Annotated in this window: 14 protein-coding genes; 9 read left to right on the forward strand and 5 right to left on the reverse strand. The window is 70.9% G+C overall.

Annotation, left to right across the window (positions count from 1 at the left end; genetic code table 11):
* Positions 1–119: 119 nt before the first annotated feature.
* On the reverse strand, positions 120–383 hold the full coding sequence (locus tag AB0761_RS36625; protein WP_377273594.1) for a transposase family protein: 264 nt from the start codon (positions 381–383) through the stop codon (positions 120–122).
* Positions 384–1,643: 1,260 nt separating this feature from the next.
* Between AB0761_RS36625 and AB0761_RS36630 the strand changes: the two genes are divergently transcribed.
* Positions 1,644–3,554, forward strand: coding sequence for a polysaccharide lyase family protein (locus AB0761_RS36630; protein ID WP_377273595.1), 1,911 nt, complete (start codon positions 1,644–1,646; stop codon positions 3,552–3,554).
* A gap of 295 nt (positions 3,555–3,849) precedes the next feature.
* On the opposite strand, the gene AB0761_RS36635 is transcribed toward AB0761_RS36630, so the two are convergent.
* Positions 3,850–6,966 (reverse strand): discoidin domain-containing protein, encoded by a 3,117-nt coding sequence (locus AB0761_RS36635; protein ID WP_377273596.1) that lies wholly within the window; start codon positions 6,964–6,966, stop codon positions 3,850–3,852.
* Between the two features lie 115 nt (positions 6,967–7,081).
* Positions 7,082–7,429, reverse strand: a complete 348-nt coding sequence (locus AB0761_RS36640; RefSeq protein ID WP_377273597.1) for a hypothetical protein — start codon at positions 7,427–7,429, stop codon at positions 7,082–7,084.
* 495 nt (positions 7,430–7,924) lie between these two features.
* On the opposite strand from AB0761_RS36640, the gene AB0761_RS36645 reads away from it, so the two are divergent.
* From AB0761_RS36645 to AB0761_RS36680, 8 genes are all read left to right on the forward strand, one after another.
* The gene (locus AB0761_RS36645; protein ID WP_377273598.1) at positions 7,925–9,043 is read left to right on the forward strand and encodes a formylglycine-generating enzyme family protein; all 1,119 of its coding nucleotides are present in this window, start codon (positions 7,925–7,927) and stop codon (positions 9,041–9,043) included.
* Between the two features lie 918 nt (positions 9,044–9,961).
* Positions 9,962–11,164 (forward strand): ROK family protein, encoded by a 1,203-nt coding sequence (locus AB0761_RS36650; protein WP_377273599.1) that lies wholly within the window; start codon positions 9,962–9,964, stop codon positions 11,162–11,164.
* A 213-nt stretch (positions 11,165–11,377) separates the two neighbouring features.
* Positions 11,378–12,211, forward strand: coding sequence for an ABC transporter permease (locus AB0761_RS36655; RefSeq protein WP_377273600.1), 834 nt, complete (start codon positions 11,378–11,380; stop codon positions 12,209–12,211).
* Positions 12,208–12,987 carry an ABC transporter ATP-binding protein gene (locus tag AB0761_RS36660; RefSeq protein ID WP_377273601.1) on the forward strand — a complete coding sequence of 260 codons (780 nt, stop codon included), beginning with the start codon at positions 12,208–12,210 and terminating at the stop codon, positions 12,985–12,987. Before AB0761_RS36655 ends, AB0761_RS36660 begins: the two co-directional genes overlap by 4 nt.
* Before the next feature lie 127 nt (positions 12,988–13,114).
* Positions 13,115–14,098, forward strand: coding sequence for an aliphatic sulfonate ABC transporter substrate-binding protein (locus AB0761_RS36665; protein ID WP_377273602.1), 984 nt, complete (start codon positions 13,115–13,117; stop codon positions 14,096–14,098).
* On the forward strand, positions 14,095–15,561 hold the full coding sequence (locus tag AB0761_RS36670; RefSeq protein WP_377273603.1) for a sulfatase-like hydrolase/transferase: 1,467 nt from the start codon (positions 14,095–14,097) through the stop codon (positions 15,559–15,561). The genes AB0761_RS36665 and AB0761_RS36670 overlap by 4 nt, the downstream gene beginning before the upstream one ends.
* A gap of 43 nt (positions 15,562–15,604) precedes the next feature.
* Positions 15,605–18,013 carry a family 43 glycosylhydrolase gene (locus AB0761_RS36675; protein ID WP_377273604.1) on the forward strand — a complete coding sequence of 803 codons (2,409 nt, stop codon included), beginning with the start codon at positions 15,605–15,607 and terminating at the stop codon, positions 18,011–18,013.
* 522 nt (positions 18,014–18,535) lie between these two features.
* Positions 18,536–20,779, forward strand: coding sequence for an FAD-dependent oxidoreductase (locus tag AB0761_RS36680; RefSeq protein ID WP_377273605.1), 2,244 nt, complete (start codon positions 18,536–18,538; stop codon positions 20,777–20,779).
* Here AB0761_RS36680 and AB0761_RS36685 read toward each other — a convergent pair.
* Entirely contained in the window at positions 20,770–23,313 is a 2,544-nt protein-coding gene (locus AB0761_RS36685) for a glycoside hydrolase family 2 TIM barrel-domain containing protein (protein ID WP_377273606.1), read from the reverse strand. The two genes, AB0761_RS36680 and AB0761_RS36685, sit on opposite strands and share 10 nt — an antisense overlap.
* Before the next feature lie 335 nt (positions 23,314–23,648).
* Positions 23,649–24,686: a LacI family DNA-binding transcriptional regulator gene (locus tag AB0761_RS36690; RefSeq protein WP_377273607.1), complete on the reverse strand. Its 1,038-nt coding sequence runs from the start codon at positions 24,684–24,686 to the stop codon at positions 23,649–23,651.
* Between the last annotated feature and the right edge of the window lie 19 nt (positions 24,687–24,705).

The following is a 24,705-nucleotide window of genomic DNA, read 5'->3' on the forward strand; positions in this document are numbered from 1 at the left end:
ATCACGATGTACGGCTTGGTATCCGACTCCTGCCCCCGGAGGCGGTCAGCCACGGACTCCCGGGGCCGGTCGTCGCAGGTCGCACGTGGTCCGGGTGCCGGCCACACGGGCGCGGCCCGTCAGCCCTTCCGGCCCGGAGGATGGGTGGTGGCGCGCTGTCCCCACTCGGTGATCTCGGTGATGGTCCGGGCGCCGGAGACGACTGCGCAGGCGCAGATCAGCAGCAGGCCGACCAGGGGATACCACCGCCCGCGACGCGAACGGGGGTCGGGTACGCGCTGGAGGTGGGCGCGCAGGCGGCCGGTGTCGTGCGCTGGAGGGGGCCCAGTTTCGCCAGGGCGGCAGGGATCGAGGAGGATGGAGCGGCAGGCACGGGACCTCAATGTGATCAGCTGGCGTAGACACCCTGATGATCACCGGTCTCGTGCCTGTGCTGCTGTTGCATCAACTCCCGCTGAGCACGGACGATCTACGCGATCCCGGAGCTTGCAACCGCCCTGCAAACCGTCTCGTTGGACTCGACAGGTTCCGAGCCACACACCGGCCAAGGTCAGGGAGTTGCCAGGTCGGCCGTCATCCCCGCACGGAGTCTTCCGAACTGGGGCTGCAACTCGGGCGACCTGTCCAGATGCGGCAGCAGCGTCGCCGCGGCGTACAAGGTTGCCATCGGCTGCGCGTTGAAGACGACTTCGGACTGCGAGATGTCATGGGCGTCCCCTTGTGTCGAAAGTGAATCGATTCAACGAGCGTGGACATCCCAGACCTTAAGGATCCACTGCCCTGCTCGTCAAGAGAGCGGGAAAGCGCTGTCTGCAGCCGCTACACCTCGGGGCTCCCTCGGGCGATTGGTGGAACCACCCGCACAGACGCCCTGTGGGCCACCCTGGGGTGCCCCTGAGGCCCCGCCGCAGGGAGGCCACGGTGGCCCTCGTGGATGTCACGCACGCGGCGCTGATCTGGTACTTTCAGCGATCCTTCGCCGCAGCGCAAGCTGCCCCTTACGGAAGACGGCTCGTCAGGACTGCGGCATCCGACCCGGGTCCACGCCCGAGGGTGACCATGCACCTTGGAGCACACATGCGGTTGTCGCTCAGCGATGCATGCAGCTGAGGGCGAAGCATAGAAGGGGCTTACATCCATGGACCCATGGATCCCCTGGCTGCACCCCAAGTGCCGCTGGGGCGGCGCCACCAGCGGCACAGAGTGGAGGCTCATCCCGCTCGAGGATCAGCCGGACAGCCTTGACCGACGCGAGGCGCGGCGATAGCGTCCCCGGCCGTAGGAATCGAAACCTTTCAAGAGGTCGCACCACGCCTCGTCACCGCTTCTGAGTACCCGGGAGCTGGGCCCGGGGCGAGCCCCCGGTCAGCCACGAAGCCTGGTCGGTCGCGACTCCGTCGGCAGGAGAACCGAACACGGGACGCCTGCCGGCGACATGCCGGTTTTCTCCGGATCCAGGACGCGGGTGGGTTCTGCCGCGACGCGGAAGGCGGGACCGAATCAACAGCGCTGCCGGTGCCAGGAAATTTCAGGCTCCGGAAACTCACCATGCGACAGCGCGCACTCCCAAGTGCGCTCACAGCCGATCACAGGTCGGCGGTCAATCGGTCCACTCAAATCCAACCAGAGAGCGGTGAACAGCAATGGGCGACATGAACGGCATGAGCCGTCGACGCTTTGCCTACGGGGCGGCCACGGTTGCCGGCGCGGCATTGGTGCCGCTGACCTTCGGGGCTTCCGCAGCCCGCGCCGATGGCAGCAGCCTCTCCTACCAGGACACGTCCACGTCGATCACGGCGACGAACGGGGTGGTCACCTTCACCCTGCGCAAGTCCGATGGCGCGATGACCTCGCTCAAGCTCTCAGGCACGGAACTCATGGCCAACGGCGGCTACGCGTACTGGGACACCAACGAGACGGTTTTCGGGTATTTCGTGCTCGGCCACCACGAGCCCAGCCTGACGACCTACTCCGTCCGTCAGGGCTCAAACTTCCTCGACATTGCCATGGCGCACCCGGCCACGGCGGCGATGCCTCTGACGCTCGTCCAGCACTACATCCTCAAGGATGGGGAACCGGGCGTCCACATCGCCACCGAGATCTCCCACAAGGCGGGTGACGCTGCTGACAGCATAGCCCAGGCACGAACCGTCTTCAGGCTGGATCCTGCGATATTCACGAACATCTCGGTCGAGGACGATCCGATCGGGGTCACGTGGCGTCAGTCCAGTTCGACTCTTCCGACGCCGGCCAACCTCAAGGCCGCGCCTGCGGTGATGGACTCGACCTTTGACCTGCAGGGCCTGGGATCGCCCTACGGGCGCCGTTACTACACAAAGTACGACTGGTCGGTCTACTGGAAGGACCACGTCGTGCACGGCCTGTACGGCAACGGTTTTGGTGCCTGGCTGACGATGCCGAACAAGGAGGCTGAGAACGGTGGCCCCCTGCGGCAGGACCTTACGGCGCACCAGACCACTGACTCGCCTGTGCTGTTGAACATGATCCAGGCATCACATTTTGGCTCGAAGCCCATGGATGCGGTGGGCGACTGGGGGAAGACCTACGGCCCGTACTTCCTGTATCTGAACCAGGGCAATGACGGGGCGGCCATGCGCGCTGACGCGGTGAAGTGGGCCAACCCCGCCTTGCATCAGGACTTCTGGGACAACCTGGCGCTCCCGGGCTGGGTGACCACGAGTCAGCGGGGAACCGTCAAGGGCAAGCTCCACATGACTCATGGTTCCGTTCGGGGAGCCACGGTGGTGCTCTCCGACAACAACATCGAGTTCCAGCGTGCCTCCAGCGGCTACCAGTACTGGGTTGATGCCGAGCCCGACGGCAGCTTCAAGCTGACCGGTGTGCGCCCCGGCACCTATCGGCTTTCGGCGTACCGACCGGGGACGTTCGGCGAGTTCCAGTTGGACGACGTGCACGTCGGCGCCGGCCAAACTGTGTCCATGCCCCCGCTGAGTTGGGTGCCGCCGACTGCCGGCGAGACAGTCTGGCAGGTGGGCACGCCCACCCGTACTTCGGTAGAGTTCCGCAATGGCTGCGAGTTCCGCGAGTACGGCCTGAACCAGTCGTTCACTCAGTCCTTCCCTGGGGGAGTGGTGAACTATATGGCCGGGCAGAGTACGGTCCGGAACTGGAACTACGTTCAGTACCAGCAGGTCAACGGCACCACGATGCCGGCCTGGCGCGTGGAGTTCAACCTGCGCCAGACACCACGCCCGGGGGCGACTGCCACTTTGACGGTTGCCCTTGCCTCCTGGTCTCTGAGCAATGCCTTCACACCGCCGGCGGGAACCGTCGGACAGCTGAACATCACGGTGAACGGCAATGCAACGTTCGCCTGGCCCATCGAGCAGACCGAGGCGAGCAACGCCTCCTACCGCGGTGCCTGCTCCGGTCTGTACCTGCAGAGGCAGTTCGCGTTCGACGCCTCCGTCCTGGAAAGTGGGCAGAACGAGGTCGTCTTCCAGATCAACGACCCGAGCAACGGCCAGGTCAACGACGTCCTCTATGACGCCATTCGCCTGGAGATCGATTGAGTCGTCGGCCCCACCCTCTGACCGGTCAGTCCTGAGTGACGTTCTTGGATGCTGCCCGGGCGAGGGTCGCTGCCACGAGCGGTGGCCGGCAGATGCACGACCGCCCCGACCGCGGCGGTACCGGCCAGCGTCCGAGCACGCCCACGCGACGCGTGTGGACGTGATCGTGAAACGGATGACCAGACGGACTCAGACGGAGACCTCCTGGAGGCGCTGTGCCGTCGGCCGGCGGCGACACGTCGATGTCAGACCAAGGCGACCGGGCCCCGCCCCCTGGGCGGGGCCCGGTCAGGGTTCAGGAACCGGCGCTGCGCGCCTCGAACCGGTCCACGGCGATGGTTCCGGAATCGCCGCGCACGCCGAACATGAAGTGGTACGCCGAGCGCACGGCCGGGTTCGACAGGTCGAGGGCCGATCCGACGTCGGTCGACACCAGACGCTGCCACCGGCCGTCGTGCTCCACCCATGAGGTCATCGTGGTGCCATGGGTCTGCAGCGCCAGCCGGTCGCCGGGCACCAGGGTGACCGAGGCGCAGCAGGCGCCGGTGCCCGACGGGTTGAGCTGCCCGTTCACGCGGACGTCGATGCCGCTGGAGCGGTGGTGGTTGTTGTACCAGGCGCCGACATAGGTGGTGTCGTCGCGTACCAGACCGACGAACAGGCTGTCCTCGTTCGGCGCGTCGCCGATGAAGGCGGCCGGGTCGACGATGGTGACGGAGTCCGCCGAGGCGGGGCTGGTGCCGCGGTCGAGCAGCGTGAAGAACCGCTGGTCCGCGCTGCCGCGCAGGACCCCGTCGGCCACCGACAGCTCCGGTACCACCTCGTCCGCGAACGGCTGCCGCGCGGCGTAGTCCGCCCGGGTGTCTGTGGTGAAGTCGTCGGCGACCTGCCGGACAGGGTAGGCGTCGGGGTCGAAGGCGACCGTGAGCAGCTGCCGGGTGTGGGTGCTCACCACGGTGCCGCCGTCGGCTCGGTACGTGGCGGTGGCCACCAGCGCCGTGTCGGTTCCCGTCGCGCCGCCGGGCGACGTGACGGTGAACCGCCGCACCACCGATCCGCCCGGGGCAACCGCGTCCGGCTGTGCTGTGTCGGCGGGCTCCGCCGTCCAGCCGTCGGGCACGGCCAGCGAGACCGCGGGGTCGAGCAGCCGCCGGTGGGTGGTGTTGGCGACCGTCACGGCGACGGTCGTGGGCCCGTCCACCGGCACGGCGCCGTCGGCGTCCCGGGGCCCGACGGTGACCTCCGCGTCGCGGCTGGAGGGCGCCCACGACTGGAACTCGCTGACGCCCACGTAGGCGCCCTGGGGGTTGGTGAACAGCAGCCGGACGCGCTCGGTGGTGACGGCCGGGAAGGTGATCCGGTTGAGGCCGTTGCCCGCCGGCTGGGCCTGCTCACGCTGCTGGCCGGGGACGTCGGTCCAGCTGCTGCCGGTCCAGTACTGCAGCCGGTAGTCGGAGGCCGGGCGTACGCCTCCGCCGTCATCGTAGCCGTACCAGCGGATGTCGCTCACCGGCGTGGGGACGCCGAAGTCGACGCCGTACCAGTCCTGGGCGTTGGGCGAGGAGTAGTTGGTCCACCGGGTGTTCTCCGGCACCTCGTTGAACCACACCTTGCCGTCCAGGGCGTTCCAGGCGTTGTCGTTGCGCCAGGTGTAGGACGTGATCGGCTTGGGGAAGCCGCGCCGCAGCGGGTTGGCCGCGTCGTTCACCAGCCCGGTGCCGGTGTCCTGGCGGCTGCCGCCCTGGGACGGCCCGACCGGCACGGTCAGGTCGCGCAGCTCGGCCGAGCTGCGCACCAACTCGCCGTCCACGTAGACGCGCATGCCGGCGCCCTGGTGGTAGTGGGTGCCGTCGCGGTCCCACAGGACGGTGACGTTGTGGCCGTGGTACGGGGCGTTCTCCACCGCGTAGTGGTCCCAGTCGGCCGGGACCAGCGGCTGGATGCGCAGCTGCGCACCGTCCTGCGGCCGGAGCCCGAGCAGCCCGGAGAGGACCAGGTCGTTGAAGGTCGAGTGGTTGTAGTCCTCGCTGTGGTTGTTGCCGTCGTAGATCCAGGTGTTCTGGTCCGGCGCGTGCGCCTCGGCGACGTAGGGGCGGCCGTTCCGGTACTGCGTCTGGGCGTACGTCGCCAGGGCGGCGGCGTAGTCGGCCCGGGTGACGACCTGCTGGGCAGGCTGGTCGTCGAGCTCGTCGGCCAGCCCGCTGAGGGTCTGTGAGGTCGAGAACGGCCAGCTCGGCCCGTCCCAGCGGCAGCAGTCCCCGGCCTCGTGCATGAACCAGGAGCTGCGTCGCTCGGCGGTGGTCGGACCGTAGGGTGCGGCGAAGCCCTGCGGGTCCAGCAGCTGGGCCCAGGCGGGGGCGTCAGCGGGGTCCGCGGCGCCGAACTGCCACGGGATGTAGCCGATCTCCTCCCGGGTGTCGACCAGCTTGTGCTCCGGGTTGTCGTCGCGCGGCATGGTCATGAAGAACTGCCGGCTCGGGTCCCACAGCCACTGGTGCATCGCGGTCTTGAGCGCGGCCGCCCGGGCCTTGTACTCGTGGGCGGTGGTGTCGTCTCCGGCCAGCGCCGCGATCCGGCTGATCGCCATGGCGTCGCCGTACTGGTAGGAGCTGAGCGTCGGCCGGTAGCCGGCGCCGCCGTGGTACGGGTCGCCGGAGGTGTACGAGGATGCCGAGAACTCCATGGCGTCCCAGACCGGCACCGACCAGTAGAGGCCGAGTTCGGGGGTGTACTGCTTGTCCCAGCCGCGGTACTGCCGCTTCAGCTCCGGGAGCAGTTTGACCAGCTGCCCGAAGTCGCCGGTGACCTGGGCCCTGGCATAGGCGGCGCTGGCCGCCCAGAAGCTGTACTCGTGGGCCCAGTCGGTGGTGTCGGCGTTGACGTTGTCGGTCGCGGGCTTCGGGGCGGAGCCGGGGCCGCTGAGCCAGAACCGGGTGTAGTCGTCGAGGTAGCTGCGGTCGCGCAGCCAGCGCCCCTCGCTGATCTGGTGGCCGGCGGCGGCATTGACGGCCTGGTACGGGGCGGCGTAGCCGCAGCAGTCGAGGAACTCGGTGAGGATCCAGCCGTTGGCCGGATCGGTGTACCGCAGGTGCTCCTTCCAGACCCGCCACCGGTAGTAGTAGACGTCCTGGATGGTGCGGTCGGGAAGGTCGACGAACGGGATGTTCGCCTCGTACCACTGCTGGTCGTTGAAGCCTGCGAGGTAGGAGGCGTGGTCCAGTACATGGGTGCCGGGCCCGACGGCCGGCCCGGCCGCGGCCGCCGGGCGGTCCGCGACGGGTTCCGCGGCCGCGGCTCCGGTGCCGGCCAGCCCGGTCGCACCGGCGACGGTCAGGCTGACGGCGGCGAGCAGCGCGGACAGCCGGAGCCTGGTCCGGTTTGCGGCTGCAGGGCCGCTCTGTCTCTGGGGCATGGTGGATGACGTCCTTTCGGCAGGCGGGGCAGGCGGGGCAGGCGGGGCAGGCGGGGCAGGTCGGGCGGGGGGCGGGGCGCCTGGCGTGCGGACTCGGCGCCCCGCCCCGGCGGGGTCAGCCGTCGCCGGACTCACGCAGGGTGAGCAGGGCCGGCCAGGTGCCGGCGGAGTTGTCGGCCGACAGCCAGGTGCTGAGGTGGGGCGAGCGCACCGCCGGCGGCTCGGCGGGCGGCCTGATCGGGTCGAACGAAAAGTCTGTCGCGGGCTGCCCGGTTGAGCGCGGGGATGGATCCGGGGCTGTGGCGGCTGCGGCGGGCTGTGCCGCACCGGGCAGCAGTGAGGCACCGAGCGCCGTCACACCCGCCACGCCGGGCCGGCGCATGAGGTTGCGGCGGGTGAGGCCGTTCTCCGGGGATGCGGGCTCCTGCGAAGCAGGGACGGCGGCGTCACGGTGCCGGCGCATCGGATCCTCCGAGGCTGAAGTGAGGGAAGCGGCTCATGGGCAGGCGTCTGCGCGCCGGTCGCCGGAGTGGGGCGACGGGGCGTCAACGCGATGCGGACACGGGTTTATAACGTTGCACAGCTGAAGTCGACGAGAATGACAGCACGACTCGGCTGCCCTGTCCAGACTCTGGTGCCGGCCGGCGGAGCCGGGCGTGCGCGCGAGGTCGGCCTCGCGCAGCTGTCGCCCCGCGGGGGCGCCGTAGCCGGCGGTGTCGCGGCTGAGCGCGGTGAGCGACGGTTGGACCAGCTCGCAGAAGGCGGAGTCGTCCCAGGCCACCCGGGAGACCTGAGCCGGCACCCACAGGCCCGGCGTCTGTCCCCGCGCAGCGGATCCGGCGCCACAGCGTCCCCAGCAGGCTGACCTACGATGGCCCGGGGTCCGCACCAGCCGGACCACCACGGAAACGCGGGGGCTTTATGATCTGCCGTCCAAACCGAACCGGAGAGAGATCCGATGAGTGAAGCCGTGCCGCACACGCCGTCCTGCTGCGCGCCTGCGCGTGACGCGGGGGGCGGTCACGGCCCGGCCGTCGGCGCATCGGCCGCCCCGACCGTGACCACGGTTGCCACGATCGCGCCGCCGATCGTGCGGATGGCATCCGCAGACGGCTCGGCGCGCCTCGGACCGGCGGTTGCCGAACGGAGTGCTCAGGAAGGCGGGTTGGGGAACGCTGAGCGGACGGCGCGCACCGAAGGGCGCGCGGCTGACCGCGCGTCGGCGCGCGCTGACGCCACGGTGCACCTGCCCGGCGGCTCGTTCCTGATGGGCACCGATGACACCGAGGGCTTCGCGGCCGACGGCGAGGGGCCGATCCGGCAGGTGACCCTACGCCCTTTCCGGATCGACGTACATGCGGTGAGCAATGAGCGGTTCGCCGCCTTCGTGGACGACACCGGTTATGTCACCGAGGCCGAACGGTTCGGCTGGTCCTTCGTCTTCGCCGGCTTCCTGCCTGCGGCGCTGCGACGGGGGGCGGCCCGGCCGGAGCAGACACCGTGGTGGTGCGGAGTGGCCGGCGCCCACTGGCGGTCCCCGCTGGGACCTGGCAGCGGGCTCGACGGGCTGGCCGTCCACCCTGTGGTGCACGTGTCGTGGCGGGACGCCGCCGCGTACTGCCGCTGGGCCGGCGGGCGGCTGCCCACCGAGGCGGAATGGGAGTACGCGGCCCGCGGTGGACTGGAGCAGCGCCGTTACCCCTGGGGGGACGACCTGACGCCCGGTGGCGAGCACCGCTGCAACATCTGGCAGGGCCACTTCCCGACCAGGAACACTGCGGAGGACGGCTACAAGGGCACCGCGCCTGTGGACGCGTTCGAACCCAACGGCTTCGGCCTGTACAACATGGCGGGCAACGTCTGGGAATGGTGCGCCGACTGGTGGACCACCGACCACTCCGCCGGCCACCGGAGCAACCCGGCGGGCCCGTTGCGTGGAACCTCGCGGGTGATGCGCGGTGGTTCGTACCTGTGCCACGGCTCGTACTGCAACCGGTACCGCGTCGCCGCGCGCACCGCCAATACGCCGGACAGTACGACCGGCAACCTCGGTTTCCGGTGCGTCCGCGACGTCTGAGCAGAGGCGAGCCGGCCGAGACGCGGTCAGGGTAGGCCCGGAACGCAGAGGATGCCTTGTGGCCTGCGGGAAGGGGAACTCTCCACGGTTCCGTCAGACAGGGACAACAAGGCGTCGTCCGCGTCTTTCCCACGCTTCGGTAGCGGTCTCGGCCGCCTTCGACGCCGCGAACCCGGTCGCGGGCGCCGGGTTGGTGCCGCTGGTCCGGCCGGCCGAGGTGGGGCCCTCCGGTGCTGGTCGCCGGCGGTGTCCGCAGCGGCGGAGCAGCCGACAGCGCCGGAGCGCATCCCGCAGCGAAGGTGATGGGCCCGCTGCGGCGATGTGCGCCGGGACCGACGCGTGGCGCCATCGACCGGCTGCGCCACGGCGCCATGCACCGGCTGTGCTCCGGGGTGCGCGCCATCGACGCTGGGCACCTTCCGGAGCGCCTTCAGGCATGGCTGCGTTAGCCAACTCCGAGCTTTCATGGAGAGTTCTCTGCCAACCCGGTCCAGCGCACCCCGCTGCTGCGCAGGGCCGAGCAGGTCGCCTCCGTCGATGTGCTCCCACCCGGCGGTGTGTACGGGCGTGCTGACCAAGGCGCCGAGGTCGGCCCGCCGCAAGGACAGCGAACGCTGCAAGCGGCCTGTCTGCCGGGACGGTTACGCGGAGACCGGCGCGGTGGATTCAGATTCAACGAGTTGCCCGGAGTGCGGCGGGCGGACGGTGGACCGAACGGCCCCGCGGCGGCCCGAACATGAACGCGTGTGACGCGAGCGTTGCCAGCGCATAAAAGTTCCCGGATCTGCTGGGAGCCTTCATGCCCCGTCAAATGGGCCCAGAACAGGGCGAATACCGGTCGGCGCACGGTGGGTCGCCCCCAGAATGCTTTTTTCCGGAGTGTTGACGAAAATATCTCCGGGTCAGCATCCTGTCCGCATGCAGCAACAAGACGGCCTCCTGTCACGCCTGCGCCGGGGGCACGAGCAGCTGGTGCTGGACCTGCTGCGCCAACACGGTCCGCTCAGCAGAGGCGAGTTGGGCGCTCGCTGCGGCCTGTCCCGCACGACGCTCTACGACATCGTGGGCGCACTGCTCGCCAACGGTGCCATCGTCGCCTCCGCGCCGGAGGCCGCCCAGCGCAGGCGGGGCCGGCCAGTGGAGCGACTCGCCCTCAACCCCGGTGCCGGACACGCGATCGGCATCGACTTCGCGCGGCGTGCGGTGCATGTGGCAGCCGTCAACGTCGCCCACGAGGTGGTCGGTTCGGCGAGCGAACCGCACGGCCCTGACCTCGGCTGGGAGCAGCGGATCGAACTGGCCCAGCACCTGGTCGGCACGCTGGCCGGGGACTCGCTGGGCCTCGGGGCGCTCAGCGCGATCGGTGTGGGCGTCGTCGGCCCGGTCGGCCGACAGGGGGACGGGCCGGGCGGGGATAGTCGGTGGGAGGCGCTGCCCCCGCTGCTGCGGGAGCGGTTCGGTGTGCCGGTCCTGGTCGACAACAACACGCGGCTCGCCGCTCTTGCGGAGGCCACGTGGGGCGCGGCGGCCGGCGGCGGGGACGTGCTGTATCTGCGGCTGTCGCACGGCGTCGGCGGCGGGCTGGTGGTCGGCGGCGCCCTGCACCGCGGCGCGTACGGACTGTCCGGAGAGTTCGGCCACATCAGCGTGGAACCGGGTGGCGCGCCCTGTGAGTGCGGCGGCACCGGATGCCTGGAGACGGTGGCCTCGGTGGGAGCGGTGCTCGGCGCGTTTCGCGCAGCGGGCGGGCGGGCCGACGACGTTCCCTCGCTCGCCGCTGCGGCTCGCGCCGGGGACAGCGCGGCCCTGGGGGTCCTGGACGAGGTGGGGACCCGGGTCGGCACGGTATTGGCCGCGGTGTCCAACGCCATCGGCCCGGGCGTCATCGTCCTCGGCGGTGAACTGGCCACGGTGGGCGAAGCATTGACCGGAGCGGTGCAGCGCGCCCTGACCGCCCGGCTGCTGCCGGCCTCCCGGACCCGGGTGGATCTGCGGGCCGCCGCCCTCGGCGAGGTGGGTGCCGCCCTCGGCGGCATCGCACTGGTCCTGCGGGAGTCGCCGTTGCTGTCGCACTATCCGGTGCCGCCTGGACTCGAAGAGCCCGGAGAGGACTCCCCATGACGTCGTCACGTGTGGCAGGCAGGCGCCCGGGCTCCTCACACGGCCGTGGCAGGTGGGGGATTGCCTTGGTGGCACCGACGGCCGCGCAGGAGGGCCCGCAGGACCGTCGTTGCGCCCGTGTGCGAGGGCGACGGCCGCTTGGGTGCGGTGCTTGCCCGCGGCTCACTCAACCCGATCAAGAAGGCAGCGAGGCATGAACCGAGCGAGGCAACGATGGACGTGATCACCACCGGGAAGGCCGCCGCCGAACCGGCCACGGGGACGCCTGCGGCGCCGACGCGGCCGCAGGCGGCGCGGCGCCGCAGGGTCCCGCCGCTCGTGCTCAACCTGATCGCCCTCGCGCTCGGCCTGGGCGTGTGGGCCCTGCTGGCCTCGCGCGGGGTCGGCGACCTGCCCGGCCCCGTCGCGGTGGGGCGGCGGGCCGGGGAGATGCTCGGTGACGGCACGTTGGAGGGCGATATGCTCGCCAGCCTGCGCCGGGTCTTCACCGGGTTCGCGCTCGGCACGGCCCTGGCGGTGGCCCTCGGTTTCCTGATGGGCTGGTACCCGGTGGTGCGCGGCCTGTGCGAGCCGTACATCCAGTTCTTCCGCACCATTCCGCCGCTGGCACTCATCCCGCTGGCGATCGTGCTGATGGGCATCGGCGAGACCCCGAAGATCTTCGTGATCTTCCTGGCGGCCTTCCTGTCCAGCGTCGTCGCGACCTTCCAGGGCGTGGTCGACGTGGACCGGACGCTGATCGACGCGGCACGGGTGCTGGGGGCAGGCGACTGGACCATCTTCCGGAAGGTCGTCATCCCGGCGTCCACCCCGTTCATCCTGGTCGGCATGCGGATCGGGCTCGGCTCCGCGTGGGCGACCGTGGTCGCCGCCGAACTCATCGCCGCCCAGGAGGGCCTCGGCTTCCGTATGCAGCACGCCGAGACGTACTACGACCTCGACACGATCTTCGTGGGACTGATCGCCATCGGCGTGCTCGGCCTGGTCATGGACCGGCTGCTGCTGCTCGCCGAGCGCCGTCTCACCACTTGGCAGGAGCGCCGATGACTCACAAGATCTCCTTCCGGGACGTCGTGAAGACCTTCCCGATGAAGAACGGTACTTTCGACGCGCTCGGCGGCGTGTCCCTGGACATCGGGGAGCGGGAGTTCGTGACGGTCGTCGGCCCGTCCGGATGCGGCAAGAGCACGCTGCTGAGCATGGCCGCCGGGCTGGTCGAGCCGACGTCGGGCGACGTCGTCGTGGACGGCCGGCCGGTCACCGGGCCCGGCCCCGACCGCGGGGTGATCTTCCAGCAGTACGCGCTCTTCCCCTGGCTGACCGTGCGTCGCAACGTCGAGTTCGGACTGCAGCTGACGTCGATGCCCGCCAAGGAACGCAAGGCCAGGGCCGACCACGCCATCGAGCTGGTGGGCCTGACCGACTTCGCCGACGCACTGCCCAAGACGCTGTCGGGCGGCATGAAGCAGCGCTGCGCCATCGCCCGCGCCTATGCGGTGGACCCCGAAGTCCTGCTGATGGACGAGCCGTTCGGCGCGCTGGACGCACTGACCCGGGTGCAGCTGCAGGACCAGTTGCTCGACACCTGGAGCAAGGAGCGGCGCACCGTCATGTTCATCACCCACGACGTGGAGGAGGCGGTCTACCTGGCGAACCGCGTCGTGGTGATGGCCGCCCGGCCCGGTCGCGTCCACTCGGTGGTCGACGTGGACCTGCCGTACCCCAGGACCGAGGAGATGCGGCTCTCGCCCGAGTTCGCCGAACTGCGCAACCGGGTCTGGTACTCCGTCTACCACCAGGACCCGGCCGCCGCCCCCGCCTGACCGCCCGGCGACCCCCTCCGTTCGGCTCCCCGCTCCCGTGAGCGGGGGCCCTGCTTTGCCCTGCCCAACCCGGTCCGCCCAACTCCGCCCAGCAGCATCACACGTACCCCGAAGGGACCACCTCGTCATGACCACGATGACCCGACGCGGCTTCATCGCCGCACTCTCCGCAACCGCACTGTCACTCAGTGCCACATCATGCTCCTCGTCCGGCTCCGGCGGCGGTACAAAGGTCCGCTTCGGCTACATCGCGGACTTCAACGGCTCCAGCCTGCTGGCGATCGCGGACAAGCAGGGCCTGTGGAAGAAGGCCGGGCTCAGCCCGAGCATCAAGGTCTTCACCAACGGGCCCATCCAGATCCAGGCACTGGGCGCCGGCGACCTCGACTTCGGCTACATCGGGCCCGGCGCGCTGTGGCTGCCCGCGACCGGCAAGGCCAAGGTCATCGCGATCGACACGCTCACCTACGCCGACCGTGTCATCGCCCAGCCGGGCATCACCACGATCGAAGGGCTGAGGGGCAAGAAGGTCGGTGTGCCGGAGGGCACTTCCGGCGAGATGGTGCTCAACCTCGCCCTGAAGCGGGCGGGTATGACGATGTCGGACATCGTGAAGGTCCCGATGGACGCCCCGACCATCGTCTCGGCTTTCTCCGCGGGGCAGATCGACGGCGCCGGGTTCTGGTATCCGCTGATCGGCACGATCAAGCAGCGGGTGCCCGGGCTCCACGAAGTCGCCAGCGACCGGGACTTCACCGCCAACGCCTTCCCCACCGCGTTCGTCTCCGGCCCGAAGACCGACCCGGCGCTCACTGAGAAGGTCGTCAAGGTGCTGCAGCAGGCCAACGACTGGCGGGCGGCGCACAAGGACGAGGCGATCGGCCTGGCGGCCGACCTCCTCCAGGTCGACCGGGACAAGGTCAAGGCCGACGCCGCCAACGTCGAGATGCTGACGACCGCCGATCTGGTGGCCAAGTCGCAGGACGGCACCATCGACAACTGGCTCAACGGCATGGCGGACTTCTTCGTCGGCTCCGGCCAGCTGAAGTCCCGCCCCGCACCCTCGTCGTACTACGACGGCGCCCGCTACGCGAAGGTGTACGGAAAGTGAACCTGCTCTTCCTGATGACCGACCAGCACCGGGTGGACACCCTGGGCTGTTACGGCAACCCCCATGTGGCGACCCCCAACCTGGACCGGCTCGCGGCCACCGGCACCCGGTTCGACCGCTTCTACACCCCGACCGCCATCTGCACCCCCGCCCGGGCCAGCCTCCTCACCGGGCAGGCGCCGTTCCGGCACCGGCTGCTCGCCAACTACGAGCGCAACGTCGGCTACCTGGAGGATCTGCGCGAGGACGCCTTCACCTTCCCCAGCGCGCTCGCCGAACGGGACTACCAACTCGGCCTGATCGGCAAGTGGCACGGCGGAACCCACCGCAACGCCGCCTCGTACGGGTTCGAGGGGCCGGACCTGCCCGGCTGGCACAACCCGGTCGACCACCCCGACTACCTCGCCTACCTGGCCGAGCGCGACCTGCCCCCGTACCGGATCTCCGAGTTGGTGCGCGGCACCACGCCCAACGGCAACCCGGGCAACCTGCTGGCGGCTCGGCTGCACCAGCCGGTCGAGGCCACATTCGAGTACTACCTGGCCACCCGGGCCATCGAGCACCTGGACCGGTATGCCGCGACCGGCCGCCCGTTCTTCCTGGCCACGCACTTCTTCGGGCCGCACCTGCCCTACCTGCTGCCCGATGCGTACTTCGATCTCTACGACCCGGACCTCGTCGAACTACCGCCCTCCATCGCCGAGACGTTCGAGGGCAAGCCGCCCGTCCAGCGCAACTACAGCGCGCACTGGACGTTCGACACCATGCCGATCGAGGTGACGCGCAAACTCATCGCCGTCTACTGGGGCTACGTCACCCTGATCGACGAGCAGATCGGGCGCATCCTGACCCGGCTGGACGAACTCGGCCTGGCCGACGACACATCGGTGTTCTTCACCGCCGACCACGGCGAGTTCACCGGCGCGCACCGCCTGCACGACAAGGGCCCGGCGATGTACGAGGACATCTACCGCATCCCCGGGATCATCCGGGTGCCCGGCGCCGCCCCGCAGGTCCGACGCGAGTTCGTGACCCTGACCGACTGCACGGCCACCCTCCTCGACCTCGCGGGCTGCGACACCTCCCAGGCGGTGGACAGCCGCAGCCTGCTGCCGCTGATCCGCGGTGAACACCCGCAGTGGCCCGAGGAGTTGCTCGCCGAGTTCCATGGCCACCACTTCCCCTACCCGCAGCGCATGATCCGCGACGACCGCTACAAGCTCGTCGTCAACCCCGAGTCCCTCAACGAGCTCTACGACCTGTCCGCCGATCCGCACGAACTCGTCAACCGCTATCCGCACCCCGAGATGGAACCGGTCCGCCGGCGCCTGACGCGGCGGCTCTACGACCTGCTCAGGGAGCGCGGCGACAACTTCTACCACTGGATGACGCCGATGTTCGACATCGGCGCCTCCGACTACGACGCCACCCTCAGCTCGTTCGAGCCCGACAGCGCGTCGTAGCTCCCCGGTACCTGACCTCATCGAGACGATCACGGAGCCGATCATGACCCAGGCACCAGGACAACGGCCCGCGCCCCGCTCCGCGCGCCGACCCCGAGCACGGCGGTGGCGCGCGACCGCTGTCGCCACCGGCGCCCTGCTCGCGGCACTGATCGCGGAACCGCTCCCCCCGGCGGGCGCGGTCGCGGACCACACCCCGCACAAGGACCCGCACACGGCGGCAGCCACGTACACCAACCCGGTGACCGCGGGAGTCGTCGACACCTTCCCCGACCCGTCGATACTCCGCGGAAAGGACGGGTACTGGTACGCGTACGGCACGCAGAACCCGGTCTTCCAGTCCAGCGGCGAGGACGGCGAGCACATCCTGCCGATCCTGCGCTCGGCCGACATGGTGCACTGGACGTACGCGGGGGACGTCTTCACCCCGCAGACCGAGCCCGCCTGGGAGAACGGCTCCAGGCTGTGGGCGCCCGACATCCGCTACACCGACGGCCACTACAACCTCTTCTATGCCGTCTCGGCGCAGAACACCTTCGCAGTGGCGACCGCCCCCACCCCCACCGGCCCATGGACCGACCAGGGCGCGGTGCTGCCGTCGCCCAGCGGGTGCCCGACCAACAACATCGACGAGGCCCAGTTCACCGACCAGGGCGGCACGCCCTACATGTACTGGGGCAGCTACGACACCCTCTGCGTCGCACAGATGAACGGTGACCGCACCCGGACCGTCGGCGCGGTCACCCAGGTCGCCCGCGGCCGCAGGATGGAAGGCGCGTTCGTCGTCCGGCGCGGCGACTTCTACTACCTCTTCTACTCCGACGCGGGCTGCTGCGACGGCGCCTACAGCGGCTACCAGGTCAAGGTCGGCCGTGCGACCAGCCCGACCGGACCGTTCACCGACGCGCAGGGCGTCGACCTGATGGAGCTCACCAGCAAGGGCTCGGTGGTGGCGGGCGCCAATGGCAACCGGTGGATCGGCCCGGGGCACAACGCGATCCAGACCGACCTGTCCGGCCAGGACTGGCTGGTCTACCACGCCATCCCGTCCGACGACCCGGACCTGAAACCGGCCTCGGGCGGCACCCTCAAGCTCAGCCGGCGCCCCATGCTCATCGACCGGCTCGACTGGATCGACGGCTGGCCCGTGCTGCGGGCCGGCGCCGGCCCCTCCGACACACCGCAGACCGCCCCGGTGGCCTCCTGGACCGCGGGCGGCACCTTCAACGACGGTTCGCTGAGCGGCTGGCACACCGCCGGCGCGCACGCCGCGCCCTGGACGCTGGCCACCGGCCAGGACACCGGACCGTACGCGGTGCACACGGGCGGCGCGAGCACGCCGGCCTTCCTGGTCACCGACGGCCGGGCGCCGGCGGATCTGCGGGCCGAGGCGGACCTGCGGGTCACCTCGACGGGTGGCCGGGCCGGCCTGGTCGTGGACTACCGCAACCCGTCGAACTACGTCGTCGCCTGGCTCGACCACGACCGCAACGCCCTGGTGACGGACGTGGTCGAGGACGGCCGCAGCGCCGGCGAGCAGTCGACCCCGCTGCCCGGCGGCTTCCAGTGGGAGGCGTGGCGCAACGTCGCCGTCGAGATCCGCGGCACCCGCATGACCACCGAGGTGAGCGCCGACCGCCTGGGCGACGCCGTCGCCACCCAGACCCGCGACCTGCCCGCGTCCGCGGCCAGGGCGGGCGCCGTCGGCACCGCCGCCCTCGGCGGGGAGACGGCCGCCGACAACGTGGGCGCCGCGGCGCTCTACACCCCCGTCACCACGCGGGTGCCCGAACCGCGACCGGGCGCTCTGCTCCCCGCGTACAGCGACGACTTCGACACCGCCACCGTGCCCGGCACCACCGCCGACTCGCCGTGGACCTGGGTGCGCGGACCGGCCTCCGGGGTGGCCGTGACCGGCAGCGCGCTGTCGTGGCCCACCCAGGGCGCCGAGCTGTACACGAACACCAACACCGCGTCGGTCCTCACCCGGCCCGCGCCCTCGGGCGACTACACGGTGGAGACGAAGATCGAGTTCGCGCCGGCGAAGAGCAACCAGCAGGCGGGCATTGCCCTGTACGAGAACGACGACCGCTACTTCAAGCTCGCGCACTCCGTACTGCCCCTCAACAACGGCGGCGGGGCGCTGCTGAACGTGACGGAGTTCGGCAAGGAGGGCGAGCGCCCGACGACGACCCCGCCGACTGCCGTCGCCTATGCCCCGATGTTCGGCGGGCCGACGGCGGACACGATGTGGATGCGGCTGCGCTACCACGCCGACACGGTCCACAACGAGAGCGAGGTCACGGCCTCCACCAGCCGCGACGGCAGGAGCTGGGTGAGCTCCGGCACCTGGACGCTGCCCCGCCAGGGGCCGCTCAGGATTGCCCTGTTCTCCATGAACACCGCAGGCGCGGTCGCGCAGTTCGACTACGTCCACACATACGGCGGCTGAGCGCCTGCGGCGGCTCGGCCGCCCGCAGTTCAAGGGCTCGTAGTTCGACCGGCCGTGACGCCGCCCTTCCTGCCCGTGGGAAGGGCGGCGCCGCGGGCATTCCCGGCGCGGCCGGGCCCCTACGGACTAAATGCGACCACCGGTGAACTGGCGGCGGCAGACGTGAAGGACGCCTTCGCACACGGTCTGTTGCCTGACCCTTGGGGATGATGGGACGCTGTGACCGCGCCTTGGTCTGACCCATGGAGGATGGAGTTCCGGTGCGCATCGCCGATGTGCGGACCTGCACAGTCGAACCCCAACACGATGAGGCGAACCGCATTCTGCGCGCCCGCTGACCGGCGAGCCCGGCGGTGGGCTGCGCCTCCCCGCCGGCCCCCGCCCGGGCGAGGTCGACGAGGACTTCGTCGTCCGCAACGCACAAGTGATCACGGCAGGTTGACCTCTCCCGGACGTGCCTCCCCGGATCGCGGATCCCGGGCGCGCCCTCGGACCGACCGAGCAGAAAGGACCCACTGCCTCATGCGTGAGGAGACCGTCCGCAGCGATGTCACCGTCATCGGTGGCGGCCTGGCCGGCGTGTGTGCGGCGATCGCCGCCGCCCGGCTCGGCCGCACCGTGGCCCTGGTGCACAACCGCCCTGTGCTGGGTGGCAATTCCAGCAGCGAGGTACGGGTGTGGGTGTGCGGGGCGACCGCCCACGGGGTGCACCGCTGGGCCCGTGAGACCGGCATCATGGGCGAGCTGTATCTCGAGAACCAGTTCCGCAATCCGGAGGGGAATCCCTATTACTGGGATCAGGTCGTGCTCGACGCGGTGCTCGCCGAGCCGCACCTGCGGCTCTTCCTCAACACGGACGTCCGCGACGTCACTGCGGAGCACGGCCGGCGGATCGAGTCCGTCACCGGCTGGACCATGGGCTCCGAGCGTCTGACAACGTTTTCCTCGCCGGTCTTCGTCGACTGCACCGGCGACGGCCTGATCGGCCACCTCGCGGGCGCCGACCACCGCATCGGCCGCGAGTCCCGGGCCGAGTACGGCGAGGAGTGGGCGCCGCCGGAGCCCGACCGGCAACTGCTCGGCAGCACCATCCTCTTCTACACCAAGGACGCCGGGCACCCCGTGAAGTACGTGGCGCCCGCCTTCGCCAAGAACATCCTCCAGACCCCCATCCCCGAGCACCGGCTGATCCGCACCGGCGACAACGGCTGCGACTACTGGTGGGTCGAGTGGGGCGGCGAGCTGGACACGGTGCACGACAACGAGCGCATCCGCGACGAGCTGTGGTCCGTCGTCCACGGCATCTGGGACCACATCAAGAACAGCGGCCGGTTCGACGCCGACCACCTCACCCTGGAGTGGGTCGGCGCGATCCCCGGCAAGCGCGAGTACCGCCGCTTCCTCGGTGACCACGTGCTCACCCAGACCGAGGTGATGGCCCAGGAGCCCTTCGAGGACCGGGTCGCGTTCGGCGGCTGGTCGGTGGACCTGCATCCGGTCGAAGGCATGTACGCCGAGGAGCCAGGCGCCCGCCAGCGTTACTCCGACGGCGTCTACCACATCCCGTTCCGCTGCCTCTACTCACGCAACGTCGGCAACCTCCTCTTCGCCGGGCGCAACATCTCGGCCACCCACATCGCCTTCGGCTCCACCCGGGTCATGGCCACCTGCGCCACCCTCGGCGAGGCCGCGGGCACGGGCGCGGCCCTGTGCGCCGCGCAGGGGCTGACTCCGCGCGAGCTGGCGGCCCGCCGACTGCCGCTCCTCCAGCAGACCCTGCTCCGGCAGGACGCCTCGCTGGTCGGCGTGCGCAACACCGACCCGGACGACCTGGCCCGCACCGCACGCGTCACCGCCTCCAGCACGCTCACCCGGCTCGAGGTGGAGCCCGGACCCGGCACCCGCACCACGCCATGCCCGCTGGACCGGGACCTCGCCCTCGTCCTCCCCGTCGACCCGCGGCTGGAGGGCGTGGAACTGCTGGTCGACGCGCGCGCCGACACCGAGCTGACCGTCGAGCTCTGGGACACCCTGCGCGGCGAGAACGCCGTACCCGCCCGCCGCCTGGCCTCACGCACGGTGCCCGTCCCGGAGGGCAAGGAGCAGTGGGTGTCCCTCGACCTGGCGTGGGAACCGGACGAGCCGTGCAACGCCGTGATGGTCGTACGGGCCGATCCGCATGCGTCGTTGCACCTCGCCGACGAGCGGCGCACCGGCGTGCTCTGCCTGGCCCACAAGCTCGTGGGGGAGCCGGGGGTCGACCATGACATCCCGGAGGAGGACGGCCAGCCGGTCGCCGAGTGGGTCGCCCGGGGCCTGCGTCGCCGCAGCTTCTGCTTCCGTGCCGGGCCGACCCGGGCGTACGCCCCGGACAAGTCCGTCGGCGGTTACCAGCGGCCCTTCGCGGGGCCGCAACTGTGGCACGCGGGCGAGTCGGGGGAGGCGTGGCTGCGGCTCGACTGGGACGCGCCGGTGGAGATCGGCACGGTGCACCTCGTCCTGGACGACGACGTGGACGAGTACCTCAACAATCTGCACCGGCACCGCACGGAGTTCGAGGTGATGCCGGAGCTGGTCCGCGACTACCGCATCGAGGTGCTGGCGGACGACGGCAGCTGGACGGCGGTCGCCGAGGAAACCGGCAACCGCCGCCGCCACCGGGTCCACCGGTTCGCCGCCGTCCGGACCACCGCGCTGCGGGTGGTGGCGGAGGCGACGAACGGCGCACCGGAGGTCCGGATCGTGGCGCTGCGCGCCTACTCCTGACCGGTCCTCGCGTCCCGCCACTGGGACCATGCGGACCATGCGTCGGCCGTGCCGCCGGCGCGGAGGCTGCGGACCCGGGCCCGTATCGCGCGCCCGGGGCCCAGCCCCTCGATGCGGTGGAAGCCGCGGACGGAGGTGGTCAGGGAGCGGAAGGGTTCATCGGCGCGGGCGTCGGCGACCTCGACGGCGTACGCCTGGTCCTCCGCCGCGCCTCGCCACACGAGGACCGCACCGCCCGCGACCGGCACGAGCGCCTGCACGTCGGGCGGCAGCGACCCCGCGCCCGCCCGGGGGAGGAGACCGGCCGTCCATGCGGAGGCCGTCTCGCCGGCGGCCGAGACGGCGACGACGCGCACCCGGTACGGGGTCCCGTTGACCAGTCCGGTGAGGTCGCCGTGGTCGTCCTGGTACACCGTGCGGCAGTGGGTCCCGGTGTCCGCGCCTGCCTGCGCCGCCGCCTCCACGCGGTATGCCTCGGCCGTCGCGACACGGTCGAAGGCCACCCGTACCGCGCCGTCCGCCACGACGGTCTGGGTGACCCGGGGGGCGGCCGGGGCGGCCAGGGCCCGGTCGGCGACCGCCACCTCGTACCCCAGGGGGTCGATCAGCCCGACGTGCTCGGCGACGGCCTCCTTCTCCGGCCGTCCGCCCGTCCGCCGCCACTCCACCTCCCGGCCGAGGGGCCTGTCCCCGGGTGCGATCTCGGGCAGCGGGATGCAGCGCTCGGCGAGCGTGCCGCCGTCGGCGTCCATCACCCGCCAGGCCAGCCGGTAGCCGCGCAGGACCCGGCTGGGGAGCTCGCCCGCGCCCCGCGGGACAACCGTGATCCGGGTGGTGCCGTCCGGTTCCGACGGGTCGAGGGACAGCTCCCCGACCGGGGCGAACGCGGCGCGCATCCGGTCGTAGCTGCGCTTCGGTGCGCCCCATTCGGTCTGCACGCCCCACCCCCGCAGCTGGTTGGGGGAGGTCCCCTCGAAACGGCTGCGGTAGTCGTCGAAGGTCCACCGGGAGGCACCGAACACCCAGGGCAGCCCGGACAGCTCCGCAGGGATCCGGTCGTCGTCCTGCGAGACGTACTCGACGCTCTCCCGGTCGGCGGTGAAGGTGTAGCCGTCGTTGCTGAACTCGCTGACGAAGACCGGCTTGTCCGGGTAGTGCGCGCGCAGCCGCCGCAGCCGCGCGGTGTAGTCCCGGTACATGTTGACCGAGAGGAAGTCGGTGTACTGCAGGGCTTCGTCCTGCGGGCCGTCGATCGCGTCGAAGGTGTTGCTGGCGTACGTCAGGGGGCGTGAGTCGTCGAGCTCGGCGCGGGTGTGGTCGATCAGCGCCTTGACGAAGGTGCGGCCGGCCTCCTCGGTGCCCCTGATCTCGTTCGCCACGGACCACGCGACGATGCAGGCGTGGTTGGCGTCCCGGTGCACCATCTCGCGTAGCTCGGGCTTCCAGCACTCGGGGTCGAGGCAGGCGTCCTTCCCCCAGACGGAGATCTCGGCGATGTTGAGCATCCCGATCTCGTCCAGGTGGTCGAGGACTTCGGGCGCCTGCGGGACGTGGTGGATACGGGTCATGGCCGCCCCGGCCTGCTTCATACGGTCGAGCTCGACGCGGACGGCGGACAGCGGCTCGGTGGCGCCGTGCACACGGTCGCCGGGGACGCGGTTGAAGCCCGCGGTGCGGATGCGCTCGCCGTTGAGGACCAGGCCGTCCGGCAGCACCTCGATCCTGCGGATGCCGAAGCGGTCGGAGAGGGCGTGGACCAGTTCGTCGCCGGCGGTGAGGGCGAGGGTGGAGCGGTAGAGCGCAGGACGGTCGGGGGACCACAGCTCGTACGAGCCCGGGGGCAGGGCGGTCGTCAGGCGGACGGTCGCCGCGGCGCCGGCCGGCACGGTCACCTCCTGGCCGGTGGCCGGTGCGGGCAGGGCGTCGCCCGTGTCGGTGAGCGTGCCGTCGAGGCGTACGGTCCGGTCGCGGGCGGAGGCGTTGGAGAGGGTGACCTTGATGGTCACCTCGGCGGTGCCCGTGCCCAGGTCGGGCTCGGCGGTGACGTGCTGCCGCTCGATGCGCACCGCGGGGTCGACGGTGAGGGTGACGGGGCGGGAGATTCCGCCCCAGGGCCAGGTCGCGCCGACGGCCTCGTCGTTGTTCGCCCGGACGGTGAGGGTGTTGGCGCTGCCGTCGGTCGTCAGCAGCTCGGTGATGTCGTACTCGAAGGGCGTGTACCCGCCGACGTGGGTGCCGAGCAGGGTGTCGCCCAGCCAGACCGTTGCCGTGCAGCCGACGGCTTCGAAGTGCAGCCGGGCGATTCTGTCGTCTTCGAGCGGTGGTGTGGTGATGGTCCGCCGGTACCAGCCGTCCCCCTGGTGGTCCGCGTACGCGCTGTGCATGTCCCAGTTGCCCGGCACGGGCAGCCTGTCCCATGTCGCCGCGTCGGGGTCGGTGGTGAACTCCCAGATTCCGCCGAGGTCGGTGGTGTGCTGTCCGGCGAGTATCTGGTGGCCGGGCCCGGACGTCAGGGGGCGCAGCGGTCGGCTCATGAGGAGGGTTCCTTTCGGGCGAGCCGGCCGCCGGGGCCGGCTCGGACGGCGTGTGCGTGGTGGCCGGGCCCGGTCGAGGCCTGGTCCGCGTACTGGCGTACCTGTCCGGCCGACCCCGACCCCGACCCCGACCCCGCCCCCGGACACCGGGGCCGACCGCGGCCGGCGGGCCGGACACCGGCAGCGCGGCGAGGATCCCGCCGGAGTGGTCCGGTGCGGGCGCGGCCAGGCAGGCCCGGCCGCGCCCCGGCTCCTCGACCTCAGTGGCGTAGCCGCGCGAGCGCGCCTCGGTGACGGTTGGGTACCGGGCGTGGTCGGTTTCCCTCCGGGCGGGGTCAGGCTCCGGTGGAGCGGCGCAGCCGCAGCTCGCCGCCGATGGTCAACTGGGGTGCCACCTCCTCGTTCCGAAGTTGCGCCAGCAACGTGTGCGCGGCGATCTGCCCCATCCGGCGGTAGTCGCAGCGGACTGTGGTCAGGGCCGGGGTGACGTAGCTGGCCAGACTGATGTCGTCGAACCCGGCCACGGCCATCTCATCGGGGACCTTCACCCCGTACTCCGCGAGCACGGACAGTCCGGCGATCGCCATGAGGTCGTTGGCGTAGAAGATCGCCGTGGGGCGCGACGCCCGGTCGAGGGCGAGGAGTTCGCGGGTGGCCCGCGCGCCGCCGTCGGTGGTGAAGTCGCCCGTGACCACGGGCCCGGGTTCGAGGCCTGCCTCGACCAGGGTGTCCTCCCACAGCTGTCGGCGGCGTCGGGCGTGACGCAGGCTCGGGGTCCCCGCGACGTGGGCGATGGTGTGGTGGCCCTGGGCGATGAGGTGGCGGGTGAGCTCGCGGACCAGGTTGGCGCTGCCGGTGCTGACCCACGGGAAGGGGCACGTGCGGGCCGGTGATCCGGCCACCACGACCCGGGCGCCCAGTCGGCTGAGCCATTCGAAGCGCGGGTCGCGGTGGCGCAGGTCGGTCAGCAGGAACCCGTCGACCCGGCGCTCGCCGGCCAGTTGCTCGTAGCACTCGCGTTCGGTGTGGGAGTCGGCGACGAACCGCAGCACTGCCGCGTACCCGACCGGGGTGAGTGCGCTCTCCACTCCGGCCAGGAACGCTGCGAAGAACGGGTCGAGTTCGAGGAGTTCCGTCGGCCGGCGCAGCACCACCCCCACGGCGTGCGCAGGACCGCCTCTGACGGCGCGGGCGGCGGTGCTGGGGGTCCAGCTGAGCTCGGCTGCTGCGGCCCGGATCCGCGCCATGGTGCCGGGGCTGATGCCCTTGCCCCCGTTGAATGTGCGGGACACGGCGCCTTTGGAAACCCCGGCGCGGGCGGCCACATCGGAGATGGTCGGCCGCCGATGTGAGTCCTGTCGCTGTTCGGTCACGTGTCCAGGTTAGCCATCA

This window comes from Peterkaempfera podocarpi, assembly GCF_042466665.1.
GTDB classification, from domain to species: Bacteria; Actinomycetota; Actinomycetes; order Streptomycetales; family Streptomycetaceae; genus Peterkaempfera; species Peterkaempfera podocarpi.